Annotated in this window: 11 protein-coding genes and 1 pseudogene; 6 read left to right on the top strand and 6 right to left on the bottom strand. The window is 75.1% G+C overall.

Annotated features, from left to right (window positions below; translation table 11 throughout):
- The first annotated feature begins 129 nt into the window (after positions 1-129).
- Positions 130-696 carry a carboxymuconolactone decarboxylase family protein gene (locus tag IE180_RS11565; protein WP_190156719.1) on the top strand — a complete coding sequence of 189 codons (567 nt, stop codon included), beginning with the start codon at positions 130-132 and terminating at the stop codon, positions 694-696.
- 12 nt (positions 697-708) lie between these two features.
- Here the strand turns inward: IE180_RS11565 and IE180_RS11570 are convergent, their stop codons facing one another.
- Complete coding sequence (locus tag IE180_RS11570) at positions 709-1,431, bottom strand: LysR substrate-binding domain-containing protein (RefSeq protein ID WP_190156720.1); 723 nt, start codon at positions 1,429-1,431, stop codon at positions 709-711.
- A gap of 5 nt (positions 1,432-1,436) precedes the next feature.
- Between IE180_RS11570 and IE180_RS36370 the strand changes: the two are divergent.
- Positions 1,437-1,736, top strand: a pseudogene (locus tag IE180_RS36370) (cupin domain-containing protein); the annotation flags it as partial.
- A 107-nt stretch (positions 1,737-1,843) separates the two neighbouring features.
- On the opposite strand, the gene IE180_RS11580 reads toward IE180_RS36370, so the two are convergent.
- Entirely contained in the window at positions 1,844-3,805 is a 1,962-nt protein-coding gene (locus IE180_RS11580; RefSeq protein WP_190156721.1) for an IucA/IucC family protein, read from the bottom strand.
- A gap of 79 nt (positions 3,806-3,884) precedes the next feature.
- Between IE180_RS11580 and IE180_RS11585 the strand changes: the two genes are divergently transcribed.
- Entirely contained in the window at positions 3,885-5,498 is a 1,614-nt protein-coding gene (locus IE180_RS11585; protein ID WP_229860432.1) for an IucA/IucC family protein, read from the top strand.
- On the opposite strand, the gene IE180_RS11590 is transcribed toward IE180_RS11585, so the two are convergent.
- Together IE180_RS11590 and IE180_RS11595 are read right to left on the bottom strand one after the other, a co-directional pair.
- Complete coding sequence (locus IE180_RS11590; protein ID WP_190156723.1) at positions 5,473-6,813, bottom strand: esterase-like activity of phytase family protein; 1,341 nt, start codon at positions 6,811-6,813, stop codon at positions 5,473-5,475. The two genes, IE180_RS11585 and IE180_RS11590, sit on opposite strands and share 26 nt — an antisense overlap.
- A 151-nt stretch (positions 6,814-6,964) precedes the next feature.
- Positions 6,965-7,831, bottom strand: a complete 867-nt coding sequence (locus tag IE180_RS11595) for a hypothetical protein (protein WP_190156724.1) — start codon at positions 7,829-7,831, stop codon at positions 6,965-6,967.
- A 220-nt stretch (positions 7,832-8,051) separates the two neighbouring features.
- Here IE180_RS11595 and IE180_RS11600 point away from each other — a divergent pair, with 220 nt between their 5' ends.
- Positions 8,052-9,197: a winged helix DNA-binding domain-containing protein gene (locus tag IE180_RS11600; RefSeq protein WP_190156725.1), complete on the top strand. Its 1,146-nt coding sequence runs from the start codon at positions 8,052-8,054 to the stop codon at positions 9,195-9,197.
- Between the two features lie 202 nt (positions 9,198-9,399).
- Positions 9,400-10,317, top strand: a complete 918-nt coding sequence (gene pucL / locus IE180_RS11605; protein ID WP_190156726.1) for a factor-independent urate hydroxylase — start codon at positions 9,400-9,402, stop codon at positions 10,315-10,317.
- 9 nt (positions 10,318-10,326) lie between these two features.
- Here the strand turns inward: pucL and crcB (IE180_RS11610) are convergent, their stop codons facing one another.
- The gene (crcB, locus tag IE180_RS11610) at positions 10,327-10,683 is read right to left on the bottom strand and encodes a fluoride efflux transporter CrcB (RefSeq protein WP_190156727.1); all 357 of its coding nucleotides are present in this window, start codon (positions 10,681-10,683) and stop codon (positions 10,327-10,329) included.
- Positions 10,680-11,096 carry a fluoride efflux transporter CrcB gene (gene crcB / locus IE180_RS11615; RefSeq protein WP_190156728.1) on the bottom strand — a complete coding sequence of 139 codons (417 nt, stop codon included), beginning with the start codon at positions 11,094-11,096 and terminating at the stop codon, positions 10,680-10,682. The genes crcB (IE180_RS11610) and crcB (IE180_RS11615) overlap by 4 nt, the downstream gene beginning before the upstream one ends.
- Before the next feature lie 478 nt (positions 11,097-11,574).
- On the opposite strand from crcB (IE180_RS11615), the gene IE180_RS11620 reads away from it, so the two are divergent.
- Complete coding sequence (locus IE180_RS11620; RefSeq protein WP_190156729.1) at positions 11,575-12,837, top strand: IS701 family transposase; 1,263 nt, start codon at positions 11,575-11,577, stop codon at positions 12,835-12,837.
- The last annotated feature ends 17 nt before the right edge of the window (positions 12,838-12,854 follow it).

The raw sequence follows: 12,854 nt of genomic DNA on the forward strand, positions 1-12,854 counted from the left end.
GCCGTGCGGGCCGGCCGGGTCGTGGTGTCGCCGCTCCGGTCTCTTCCACGCCGTCCCTCGCCCTCCTTGCGCTTCGTTTCCAGAAGCATCATAGTGGCGCTTCTGAAAACGAAGCAGGAGGTGCAGCGGATGCCCCGCATCGAACCCCTCGTCCCCCCGTACTCCCCCGCCGTCGACCGGGCGCTGCGCCGCTGGATGCCGCCCGGCGTGCCCCACGAACCGCTCCTGCTCTTCCGGGTCCTGCACCGCCACCCCGAGCTGGCCTCCCGCATGTTCGCCCTGGGCGCCGGGCTCCTCGGCCACGGGCTGCTCCCCGCCGCAGACCGCGAGCTCGTCATCGCACGGGTGACCGCCCGCAGCGGGTGCGCCTACGAGTGGGGCGTCCACGCCGCGACCCTCGCCCCGCAGGCAGGACTCGGGCCCGAACGGATCCGCGCCACCACGGACCCGGACACGGGTGCGGGCCCCGCCTCCCCGAGCGGGCGTCATGCCGCCCTTCTCGCCGCCGTCGACGAACTGCACGACACCGCGCACCTCTCCGAGCCCGCCTGGGACGCCCTCCGCGCCCACTACGAGGAGGCCCAGCTGCTGGAGCTCCTCGTCCTGGCCGGCTGGTACCGGACCATCAGTTACCTGGCCAACGGGCTCCTGCTGGAGCAGGAGCCCTGGGCCGAGCCGTTCCCCGCCGCCCCGTGACCGGCGCCGGGCTCAGCCGACGGCGCGCAGGGCCCCCAGCAGGTGCCGCGGGGCCGGTCCCGGCCGGACGGCCAGCGAGGTGGCGACGGTGAGGCCGGCCAGCGGGCGCACCGCGACCCTGGGGATCCTCGGCAGCCCCCGCGCCTCGTAGAAGAGGGTCCACGACGGCTCCCGGGCCGTGCCGATCGCCGTGAGCGTGGCCTGCAGGTCGCTGAACGGCGGGCCCGGGACCGGCCGGACCCCGGCCGCCCCGAACGCGCCGGTGACCAGCGAGGGGAAGGGCGGGTTGTCCTCCCGGGCAGTGAGCCGCAGCGGGAGGCCGGCCAGCCGGTCCAGGCGCGGTTCCGGCTCGGCCGCGAGCGGGTGCCCCTCGGGCAGGGCGGCGTACAGCGGATCGCTCCACAGCGGGAGCAGCGCCGGGCCGGGTGCCGCCCCCGGCTCGTCCGGCAGCGCCCGTACGAGGGCCGCGTCCAGCTCTCCGTCGCGTACGGCCGCCGGGCGACGGGTGACGGGCAGCCGGTGCAGCCGCACCTGCAACCGGGGCGCCGCGACGGCGAGTTCGCCCAGGACCCGGTTGAGCCGGTCCCCCGGGCCGTGGACGCCGCCCAGGCGCGGGATCCCGCCGTCTGCAACCGCCTGTGGTGCGGCCCCTCTTCCCCGGATCGAATGGACTCCGATGTCACGGCCCCGCCCCCGAAGAGGAGCTGTGTTCCCTGTCCGATGTCCAGAAGGCACTGGTCGTGCACGCCGGGGAGGCCGAGCGGATCGGCCTCCCCCACGGCGGCGGTCTCCGCCTCCTCGCCGACGCGCGCGACACCGGAGGCGCGTTCGGCGCCGGCCGTCTCTCCCCCGGCGAGGATGCGGCCGGGGCCCCGCCGCACTTCCACGCGCGGTCGACCGAGCTGTTCCACGTACTGGACGGGGTCATGCGGTTCGTCCTGGACTGCCGTACGGCGACCGTGGCCGCCGGCGGGCTGGTCTCCGTGCCGCCCGGGACGCCGCACTCCTTCGGCGCGGCTCCCGGATCGACGGCGGAGCTGCTCGTGGTCCTGACCCCCGGCGTCGACCGCTTCGGCCGCTTCCGGTCGCTCGGCCGCATCCAGCACGGCCTGGAGGCCTTCGACGTCCTCCGGTCCGCGCAGGACCGCTACGACGTGCACTTCCTCCGAGTCACCAGGGGGTTGGGGAGGGGGACCCACTCGTCCCCGTCCACGCCCCGCAGGCGCATCAGGGTGAGGGCCTTGACCCGGAGCTCCGGGGCGAAGAGGGCCGCCCGGTCGGCGCGGTTCTCCGGGGTCGCCGGCAGGTCGTCGTAGGCGCGGTCGGCCGCCGCGGCGACGACCGCCCAGAGCCGGGCCCCGACAGCCCGGTCGCGGTCGGCGAGGGCGGAGACCAGGGTCCCGAAGGTGGTCCCGAAGAGGTGGCCGAAAAGCATCGTGCGGAGCACGGCCGGGTCGTCGTCGACCACCCGGCCGCCGACCGGCGCGGCGTCGAAACCGTGCCGGGCGAGACGGGCCGGGCTCAGCCGGACGTCGGCGAGGTCCCGGTAGACCAGCCGGCGGGGCCGGGCGTGCGCGTCGAGCACGACCAGGAGGTTCTGCCCGTGGGCGGCGGGGGCGACGCCCCGGCTCAGGAGGCGGACGAGCGGCGGGACCGCGAGGCCGGCGAAGGCGGCCAGCCAGTCGGCGCCCGCGTCCGGAGCGCCGGCGGACGCCAGGAGCGTACGGATCAGGGGCGGGCCGTCGCCGGCGGGACGGGCGGCGAGCGCCGCCACCGGGACGACCGCCTCCCCCGCCCGCAGGCCCGCGGCGGCGGACGGGGACTCGCGGAGCAGCACGGCGAGGTCGCCGCTGGGCGCGCCGCGCACGAGCGCGGAGGCGCCGGCGAGGTTGCGGGTGATCCGCAGCGTGTCCCCCAGATCGGCCACGACGTGCGCGAGGAGGTCCGAGAGCGGCGCGCTGTTCTCGACCCCGCTCGCCGAGATGTCGCGGATCGCGCTGGTCATCCGCGTGGACAGCGCCGTCTTCAGGTGCGGTCCGCCGTCGAGCGGCGCGAGGGTCCGCACGCTCATCAGCGGCCGGGCGGGGATCGCTCCGGTGGCGAACGGCCGGTGTCCGAGCCCCGCCAGGACGTGCTCGCTCTGCCAGGGGTGCACGGGCAGCAGCAGCCGGTCGCCGTCCCGCAGCCGGTCCGGCCACGCGCCCGCGACCCGGCACCGGTCGACGGGGACCGCCACCAGGTCGAGGCGGACGACCGGGCGGTGCTCGGGGGCGTACGCGAGCTGCTCGGTCACGGAGAGTCCGGGGCGGCTGCGGCAGCAGGGGTGGTACGGGTGCCCGTCGACGATGCCCTGCTCGACGTGCGCGAGCGGGTCGACGCTGCCGGGTCCGGGGGCCGGGCCGGCCGCGCCCGCGAACGGGCCGGCGCCGTCCGGGCCGGGGGCCGCGCCCACCGCGCCCGCCGCGTCGAGCCGGTCGTCGCCGCCCCGGCCGGAGACCGTGCCCGCCGCGCACCCGGGCGGGCCGGCACCGCCCCGCCCGGGGGCCGGGCCCGTCCCGCCGGGCCGGTCGTCGCCGCCCCGGCCGGAGGCCGCCCCCGCCCGGGACAGCGCCAAGGAGGCGACGCCGTGGTCCAGGTCCGCGACCAGGGGGGCGGCGCCCGGCAGGTCGAGGGCGGCGAGGAGGGCGGCCGGGTGGTCGTGGGCGCGGTCGTCGAGCCGTACGGTCGCGTCCTCGCCCGGAACGACCAGGTCGTACGGGAGCCGGGGCGGGCCGCTCAGGACGCGCCCGTCGGCGAGCCGCACCCGGCCGGCCTCCCCGTCGCGCGCCGCGATCCCCGGCAGCGGCTCGTGCAACAGCGCGCGCCACAGCCGGGCGAGGACCGCCGCCCGGGCCGGGGCCAGCTCCTGCCGGTAGGCGGGGAGGAGCCGGGGAGCCACCTCCGCCAGCTCGACGGCGACGGCGGCCTCGGCCGTCCCAGCCCCCTCGCCCGCAAAGGCGGTCCCGTCGGTGGAGGCCGTCCCCGGGGCGGAGTCCTGCGCGGCGGCGGCCGTCTCGGGGGCGCGCGGTGCGTGTCCTGCGCCCGTATCGTGATCCGGAGCGAAGTGCATGAAGGCTCACTACCCCGCACAGGATGTCCTTATCGGCGGGCGGTCCGCCGGGGACCGGGTGGAAGGGGAAGGCGCTGTCGTGAGGGAAGCCAAGGGCCGGGCCGACGCCCTCTCCGCCACCGCCCTCCTCAACTGCCTGATCCGGGAGGTGGCCGAGACCGGGCCGCGCACGGATCCGGACCACGCCGTGCACCGGCTCCCGGCGACCGGCCGGCTGCTCCGGGTGCGGGCCGGCCGACGGCCCGCCGACCCCTGCGTCCGCACCGACGGCGGCTGGCTCCCGCTGACCTTCGAGGCCCTCGTGGCGCTGACCGCCGACGAGCTGGTCCGGCGCACCGGCGTCACCAACAGGACCCTCGTCGGCGAGATGACCGACAGCAGGGACGTCGTCGCGGCCCTGCAGGACGCGCGCGCGTCCGCGTGCCCGCCGGAGGACCCGTACCTGCGGTCGGAGCAGGCGCTGCTCGCGGGGCACCGGTACCACCCGGCGCCGAAGTCGCGCGGAGCGGGCGCCCCGGAGAGCTGGCTGCCGTACGCGCCGGAGGCGTACGCCCGGTTCCCGCTGGAGCTCCTCGGCGTCCGGGCCGACGTGGTCGCGGAGGACGGCGACCCGTCGCTCCTGGACGTCCTGGGCACGGAGGCGCCCGAGGGCTACGTCGTCCTGCCCATCCACCCCTGGGAGCTGGACCTGCTCCGCGAGAGCTCGCTGCCCGCGTTCCGTGACGGGCGGCTGCTGCGGCTCGGCGGCGGTGCGCCACGGGCGGGCCTGGCCGTGCCGACGTCCTCCGTGCGGACGGTCTACCTGCCGGAGGCCGACCTCTTCTGCAAGTTCGGCCTGGACGTGCGGATCACCAACGGGAACCGCCGTCTGGAGCTGCGCGACCTGCTGTGGCTGCGGACGGTCGCCGACCTCCTCGCGCCCGTCCTCGACCCCTTCCCCGCCGCGACGTTCCTCGCCGACCGGGGTTACCGCACCGCCGACCTCGGCGGGCAGCACGCCTACGAGGGCTTCGCGGTGATCGCCCGCGAGGGCCTGCGTCCGCATCTGCGGCCGGGGGTGACTCCGCTGCTCGCGGCGGGCATCGGCGAGGGCTTCCCCGGCAACCCGATCGACGGGCTGACGCCGGAACGGGCGCTCGCGTGGTGGCGGCGCTACCTCGACCTGCTCGTGCCGCCGGTGCTGCACGCCTGGCGGGCGCACGGCCTGGTCCTGGAGTGCCATCTGCAGAACGTCCTGGTGGGCGTGGACGCCACCGGCCTCCCGGCGCAGATGGTCTTCCGCGACCACGAGGGGGTGCGGATCGTCGCCGAACGGCACCGGGGGCTCCTGGACCGGCACGGGCCGCGGGGGCCCGCGCCGGCCCTGGACGCGGCGCACGGCTGGGATCGGCTGGCGTACTGCCTGGTGACGAACAACCTCTACGAGATCGCCGGCGCCCTCACCGACCGCCACCCGGAGCTGTCCGGCGCACTGTGGCCCCTGGCCCGGGCGGTGTTCGCCGGATACGCGGCGGAGCACGGCGGTCCGGCGGAGGTCTCCGCGCTGCTCGACTCGCCGCACGTGCCCGCGAAGACCAACCTCCTGCTGCGCTGGCTCGACGCGGACGGCGCCGACGCCCGTTACGTGCCGATGGCCAATCCGCTGCGGCCGCCCTCCCGTCGGGACCTCAGCGCACCGGGCGGCCCAGCCTGACCCGTACGAGCGTGGTCTCCACGCCGCTGTCGACGAGGCGGCCGTTCGCGTCGAAGGCCCCGGGGCCGTCCGTCATGCCGAAGTCGTTGTCGTTGAGCAGGACGAGGGTCGAGGAGCCTTCGACGGCGACGCCCTCGATCTTGCCGGGAACGCCCCCGACGGTGTTGAGGTCGATCACGAGGCGCTTGCCGAGGACCGGGACCCCGGCCGCGGCCGTGTCGTCGAGCTGCTCCAGGGTGGGGCCCGCGGCGGTGTCCCAGGAGGTGCCGAGGATGTCGGAGCCGCGGCGGAGGCGGACCTCGTAGAGGCGGGCCGCCTTGTCGGTGCGCTCCTGGACGAGGAGGCGGTCGCCGCCGACGGCGACGAGGGCGGAGAGCTTCAGCTCGGAGGTCTTGGTCTGGCCGGGCTCGACGACGTCGACGGCGTCGAAGCGGTAGGCGTACTCGGCGGTGACCCGGTTCTCCCGGGGCGAGAAGCGCAGCAGCCTGGTGGTGCGGGAGTTCTCGCCGGAGACCTTGTCGGGGTTGAGCAGCGGGCTCTGCAGCCCGAGGACGAGGTCGCCGTCGGGCAGCAGCGCGAGGCCCTCGAAGCCGCGGTTGACCTTGCGCTGGAGGAAGATCGACGGCAGCGACTCGACGACGGGGTAGTCGGTGCCGGTCAGGCCGAGGCCCCGGGGGACGTGGCGGGCGAGGACCCGGCCCTTCGCGGAGACGTGGACGAGCGAGGGCCCGTACTCGTCGACCAGCCAGAAGCTGCCGTCCCGGTCGCGGACGAGTCCCTCCGTGTCCAGGCCGTTCGGGTCGTACGCGAGCGGGGTGGAGGCGTCGTACGAGTACGGGGCCTCGTCGCGGCCGGGCTGGTTCGGCAGACCGGTGACGGGGGCGCCGGAGGCGGTGGTGAGCGGGATCGACTCCAGGACCCGGATCCGGTCGCCGACGGCGCGGATCCTCACCATGGCCGGGTCGAAGCCGGGCACGGGGAAGGTGCGCCGCTTGTCCTTGCCGACGGCGATCTGACCGTTGGGGCCCCGGTCGGTGACGGTCCAGTACTCGCCGCGCCGCCCGGCCGGGTACAGGTCGCTGCCGATGCCGCCGAGGTCGACGCCCCGGTCGTCGGCGACGCTGCCCGGCAGCAGGCCGTTGCTGAAGGCGGCCAGCGGGAGGTCGGGCAGGGTCGCGGTGGAGACGACCCGGGCGGCGGGGCCGCCGTGGTGCGCCGGCGTGGCGTCGGCCGTCCCCACGACCACCGAGAACGCGAGCGCGGCGGACAGCGGCAGGACCACGAGGGCGGGCCGGCGCAGGAGGCGCGGATTCATCAGAACTCCCTTGAGCACATGGAAAGTCGCCGGTGAGGGCGGCCTCATGGTCCAGTCCTTCGCGCAACGCGCGGCGACGTGTTCGCGACGACGGGGCGAGCCCTGGGTGAACGCGCGTCTCCGTGCGCCCCCTCCACCGGTGGAGGACCGGTCAGTACCGGTCGAGGATCAGCTGCGTCTTGAGGATGTCCCCGTGGTAGAGCCAGCCGTGGGACTCGGCGACGGCGACGGCGTCCGCGTGCAGGTCGGCCGCGTCGGCGTACGAGGCGGTCTTGAAGGACAGTTCGACGACGTACTCCGTGCCGGTCCCGTTCGCGCCGACGACCGGCAGCACCTCGATGCTCGCGTCGTCGGAGGGGCCCCAGGCGCCGCCGTACACCTTGGAGGTCACCGGCCCGTGGGCGCGGGAGGCCTGGAGGGCGGTCCTGCCCCAGCCGGCGCCGTTCCAGTTCTCCAGCTTGCCGGGGACGTCGTTGACGAGCCAGGTGCGGCCGGTCGTGCTCGTGGGCATCGCGGTGCCCGAGTAGCCGCTGGAGCTGTGGGACTTCTCGTCGGAGAAGCTGAGGGTCTGCTTGGCGTAGCCCCAGTCGACCTCGGCCTTGTAGTGGGTGTCGCCGCTGTCGAAGCCGGCGGCGTTGGCCGTGGTGAGCGCCGCGTCGATGTCGCCGTTCGTGACGGGGAACCGCTTCTTGTACGTCTCCTCGAACGACGAGCCGCTCTTGTGGCGCAGGCGGACGCTCCAGCCCTCGGCGTCGAGCGCGAGCGCGTCGGTGTCGTAGTAGCTGTACGAGCGGGCCTTGGCGGAGCCGGTGATCCCGAAGGCCGACCTGACCGCCGTGCTCGGCGCGAAGCTCGCGTCGAGGGCCGCCGTGGTGAGGTTGATCTTCACCTCGTACGTCGGGACGGCGTTGGTCGCGGCGTACGCCGGCGAGGTCGGGGCGAGGAGCACGGCGGCGACGGCGAGGGCGGCGGCCGGGCCGGCGGTGGCGGGGCGCGCGGCCCGGGACAGGAAGGTCATGCGCCGATGCTCACGAGCGCGGGTGAGGACCGTGTGACCCGTGGGCGTGGCCCCGGTGAACCGGCGGCATCGGAACCGGACGGCCGCTCCCCGGACGCGTCAGGAGGCCGGTGTTCTCGTCGGACGCACCGGACGGACGGATCGACGGATGCGGTGGCGCGTTCCCCATGATCACGACCGTACGGTGCGTGCCCGGGGCGCCCGGAGGGAGAATCGCGCCATGGTGATCTCCGCGCGCGCCCTCAACCGCTCGACCCTGCACCGGCAGTTGCTCCTGGAGCGCGCGCCCCTCGGTGTCGCGGACGCCGTCCGGCGGGTGGTGGGGATCCAGGCGCAGCATCCCGGATCGCCCTACGTGGCCCTGTGGAACCGGGTCGCGGACTTCGATCCGGTCCGTCTCGACGAGGCCGTGAACGACTACGAGTTGGTCAGGTCGACGCTGATGCGGATCACGCTGCACCTGGTGCACGCCGAGGACTACCGGGCCTTCCGGGAGGGCATGGAGCCGACGCTGCGCGGTTCGCGGCTGCACGATCCGCGGTTCACGAAGGCGGGGTTCACGGCCGCCGACGCCGACGCGCTGCTCCCCGGTCTCCTGGCGTACGCCGGGAGCGCGCGGACCGGGGCCGAGCTGCGGGGGCACGTCGAGGAGGGCCGGGGCGGGCCGGTGGAGGCGGTCGTCTGGCGGATGGTGCGGCAGTACGCGCCGCTGTGGCACGCGCCGACGGGCCCGCCGTGGTCGTTCGGCACCGCGCAGTCCTTCGTCACGGCCGCCGAACTGCCGGTGCTCGGCGACCCGGAGGCGTCCGCCGCCGGTCTCGCCGTCCTGGTCCGGCGCTACGTGGAGGGTTTCGGGCCCGCGTCCGTACCGGACATGGCGCAGTTCACGACGGCCCCGCGCCGCCTGGTGCGGGAGGCGGTGGAGTCCCTGGAGGGGGAGCTGGACCGGCTGGAGGGGGCCGACGGGACGGTGCTGTACGACGTGCCGGGGGCGGTGCGGCCCGACGAGGACGTCCCGGCGCCGCCGCGGCTGATGGCGATGTGGGACAACGTCCTGCTGGCCCACGCGGACCGCGGCCGGGTCATCCCGCCCGCGTACCGCGGGCACGTCATCCGCGTGAACGGCGACACGCTCCCGACGCTCCTCGTCGACGGGTACGTGGCCGGGGTGTGGCGGCCGGTCGACGGCGGGATCGAGGCGACCGCCTTCCGTCCGCTGGCGGACGCGGACTGGGAGGGGCTCGCGGCCGAGGCCGGGGCGCTCGGCCGTCTCCTCGCCGCCCGGGACCCGCACGTCTACCGCCGCTTCGACCACTGGTGGGTCAAGGGCCTCCCGGCGGCCGAGACCCGGGTGCTGTCCTGCTGAGGACTCCCCCGCCCATTGCCAGCCACCCGGAACGCACATATCTTCGAGCCGACACCTACGGACCGGGATGCTCGTCAGTCCCGGGGCGGTCCGCCGTTCACGGGCCGGACGGCGGGGAGCGGACCCTCGGGGACGACGGGGACGCTGGACGCCGGGCGTACGGGATATCCGTATCCACGTACCCGCAGGAGCTGAGCAGCACATGAGCAAGCACGTCCTCGCCCAGAACCAGTACGGCAAGGCCGAGAACCGCATCGTCACGGTCACCCGCAAGGGCAACGACGGCGCGTGGCACGAGATCCGCGACCTGAACGTGTCGGTGGCGCTGCGCGGTGAGTACCGTGACGTCCACCTGACCGGCGACAACGGCAACTGCCTGCCGACCGACACCACGAAGAACACGGTCTACGCCTTCGCCAAGGAGCACGGCGTCGACTCCCCCGAGGCCTTCGGCATCCTCCTCGCCCGGCACTTCGTGTCCTCCCAGGCCGTGGTCCACGAGGCGCAGATCAGGATCGAGGAGTACGCCTGGGAGCGGATTTCGGTGCCCTCGCGCAAGGAGCAGCACTCCTTCGCGCGCAAGGGGCAGGAGGTCCGCACGGCGCAGGTCACGTATGCGGACACCACCGGGCTGCAGGTCCTGTCGGGCCTCAAGGAGCTGACGGTGATGAACTCGACGAACTCCGAGTTCCACGGCTTCATCAAGGACGAGTACACGACGCTCCAGGAGGCGTACGACCGCATCCTGGCCACCAAGGTCACCGCCCGCTGGGCGAACTCGGCCTCGGCGGCGGCGGACGCGGGGCACGACTGGGACGCCTCGTACGCGAAGGTGCGGCGCCACATGCTGGAGGCGTTCGCGGAGACGTACAGCTACTCGCTCCAGCAGACCCTGCACGCGATGGCGGACCGGGTCCTGGACCACGTCCTCACGGTCAACGAGGTCCGGCTCAACCTGCCGAACAAGCACCACTTCCTGGTGGACCTGGAGCCGTTCGGGCTGAAGAACGACAACGAGGTGTACTTCGCGGCCGACCGGATGTACGGCCTGATCGAGGGCACCGTCCACCGCCAGGGCGTCCAGCCGGTGATCGCGACCAGTGACTGGATCACCGCCTGACCCGGCGGATCAGCCGAGCCCGGCCGCCGTCTCCACTCCCAGCCACACGGCTCCGAGTCCGGCGGCCAGGCTCCCCGTCACGTTCAGCGCCGCGTAGCCCTTCGCCCCGTTCTCGTACAGCCGGAACGTCTCGTACGAGAAGGTGGAGTACGTCGTCAGCGCCCCGCACAGGCCCGTGCCGAGCAGCAGTTGCGCCTGCGCCGAGGCGACGCCGGTCAGGAGCCCGAGGACGAACGATCCCACGACGTTGACGGTGAAGGTGCCCCACGGGAAGACGGAGTCGTGGCGCGCCTGGACCGCGCGGTCGGTGAGGTGGCGCAGGGGGGCGCCGACGGCGGCGCCCACCACGACGAGCAGCCAGTTCACGCGCGCCTCCCCCGGCCCCGTACGACCGCCCGGGCGAGGGCGACGCCCGCCCCGACGGCGGCGAGGGCGGCGAGCAGGGTCCCGCCCAGGTAGAGCAGACCGCGCGCAGGGTCGCCCGCGCTCAACAGGCGCTGGGTGTCGAGGCCGTACGTCGAGAAGGTGGTGAAACCCCCGCAGAAGCCCGTGCCGAGGAAGGGCCGGATCAGCGGGTGCGGGGCGCTCGTGGTCTCGGTGAGCAGGACCATGAGGACGCCGAGCAGCAGGCAGCCGGTGACGTTGACCGTGAGGATCGTCCAGGGGAAGGCGCCGCTGGGGGTGGGCCGGGCGAGTCCGGCGCCGTAGCGCGCGGCCGCGCCGAGGGCGCCGCCGGCGGCGACCACCGCGACGACCGGCAGTTCCTTGCGCAGCCCCATGCCCCCAGGTTACGAGAGCGGGGAGCGCGGACGGCCGCGAGGGGCCGGGGCGGGCGGAGGCGACGGCGACGGCCACGGCCACGGGGCCACGACCACGACGGCGGCCACGGCCACGGCGGCGGCCACGGCCACGGCGGCGGATGAAGGCGAGGCGCACGGGCCCGGATCCCGGCCTGGGGCATTAACCGGGATCCGGCCCGTGCGGCCTCGCTCTGCGATGGTCCGGCCACGCCCTGCTACGGGTCAAAGCCGGGCCGGCGAATCTGTCAGATCCCCCGCGGGGCGTTCCGGAGCACCGGGACGGGGGCCCGGCCGGGCGATGGCGCCGCCTCTGACCTGCGGGGACACGACGAGAGGTGGCCGGGTCACCATCCGGCGGCCGATTCGGGTGCCGGGTACACCTCGTCCCCGGGGGCGGGCCCGCGCGAGGGTGGTGGAGCAGCGGGAGGGAGCTGCTCAACCTGAGGGCAGGAGTGTCGTGAGTACATCCGTCGCAACCAAGCACAGGGCCGCCACCGGAGCCTTCGCCCCGGCCGTGCCCCTGGGCGTCGTCAGGTCCTCCGGCGGCGCGGCCGACTCCCGCGAGGACGTCTACGCCGAGCTGTGTGCCGCGCTGTTCTCCGGCTTCCCGCGCCGCGACCAGCGTCTGAAGGCCGAGCAGTACCTGCACGGTCTGCTCACCGCCCAGGGCCGCAAGTCGATCCGCAACATCGCCGCCCAGATCGGCGGGCCGGCGGCCGAGCAGAGCCTGCACCACTTCGTGTCCAGCTCCACCTGGGACTGGCAGCCCATGCGGGCCGCGCTCGCCCGGTACCTGGAGCGGCACAGCTGCCCGCAGGCGTGGGTGGTGCGGCCGATGCCGATCCCGAAGGCCGGGGAGCACTCGGTGGGCGTGGACCGGCGCTTCGACCCGGAGCGCGGGCAGGTCTTCCACGGGCAGCAGGCGTTCGGCGTGTGGTTCGCGAGCGACGAACTGAGCGTGCCGGTCAACTGGCGGCTCTTCCTGCCGGACCCCTGGGTGAACGACCGCACGCGGCGCGACCGCGCGGAGGTCCCCCAGGAGGCCGGCGAGGAGACCATGGAGGAGTGCGCGGTCGCCGCGGCGCTCGACACCGCCCGCTGGTCCGACGTCACCCGCAAGCCGGTGCTGCTCGACATCCGGGGCGGTGCGGGGCGGGCCGCCCTGACGCGGCTCGCCGGGGCGGGCGTGCCGGTGGTGGCCCGGATCAACCCGGGCTCGCGGCTCGCGATCGCCGACCGCTCGCTGCCGGGCTTCGGCGCGGGCCCGCTGTCCGCCGTCCAGATCCTGGAGTCGCTCAAGGGGCTGCGCCGGCCGGTGAGCTGGGTGGACACGGTGGCGGGCGCGCGGACCTCGCGGACCTCGCTCGCGACGGCCGTCCGGGTGGCGCTGCCCGCGCCCGGCGGGGAGCGGATGCGTCCGCTGGTGCTGCTGGGCGAGTGGGACGACCCGCGCCGGGCCCCGGCCCGGGTGTGGATCAGCGATCTGACGAACTCCCCGGTCGGTTCGCTGGTGCGGATCACGAAGCTCGGCCGCCGGGTGGAGCGGGACTTCGCGGAGGTCGGCGAGGGGGCGGGGCTGCGGGACTTCGTGGGCCGTTCGTTCCGCGGCTGGCACCGGCACATCACGCTGGCGTCGGCGGCCCACGCGGCGACGGTCATGGCCGGCGGCTGGGACGCGGGGTACGACACGGGCTACGGCTCGCGGCGCTCGGCGAGCTGAGGGGGCCGGTTCCTCCG

Origin of the sequence: Streptomyces litmocidini, from assembly GCF_014649755.1 — a bacterium.
Taxonomy (GTDB): Bacteria; Actinomycetota; Actinomycetes; order Streptomycetales; family Streptomycetaceae; genus Streptomyces; species Streptomyces litmocidini.

What these genes read in the sequence shown, in the direction of transcription:
- IE180_RS11590 (WP_190156723.1), bottom strand. Translation starts at nt 6,813, where the DNA reads ATGAATCCGCGCCTCCTGCGCCGGCCCGCCCTCGTGGTCCTGCCGCTG.
- IE180_RS11565 (WP_190156719.1), top strand. Translation starts at nt 130, where the DNA reads ATGCCCCGCATCGAACCCCTCGTCCCCCCGTACTCCCCCGCCGTCGAC.
- crcB (WP_190156728.1), bottom strand. Translation starts at nt 11,096, where the DNA reads ATGGGGCTGCGCAAGGAACTGCCGGTCGTCGCGGTGGTCGCCGCCGGC.
- IE180_RS11600 (WP_190156725.1), top strand. Translation starts at nt 8,052, where the DNA reads ATGGTGATCTCCGCGCGCGCCCTCAACCGCTCGACCCTGCACCGGCAG.
- IE180_RS11595 (WP_190156724.1), bottom strand. Translation starts at nt 7,831, where the DNA reads ATGACCTTCCTGTCCCGGGCCGCGCGCCCCGCCACCGCCGGCCCGGCC.
- IE180_RS11580 (WP_190156721.1), bottom strand. Translation starts at nt 3,805, where the DNA reads ATGCACTTCGCTCCGGATCACGATACGGGCGCAGGACACGCACCGCGC.
- pucL (WP_190156726.1), top strand. Translation starts at nt 9,400, where the DNA reads ATGAGCAAGCACGTCCTCGCCCAGAACCAGTACGGCAAGGCCGAGAAC.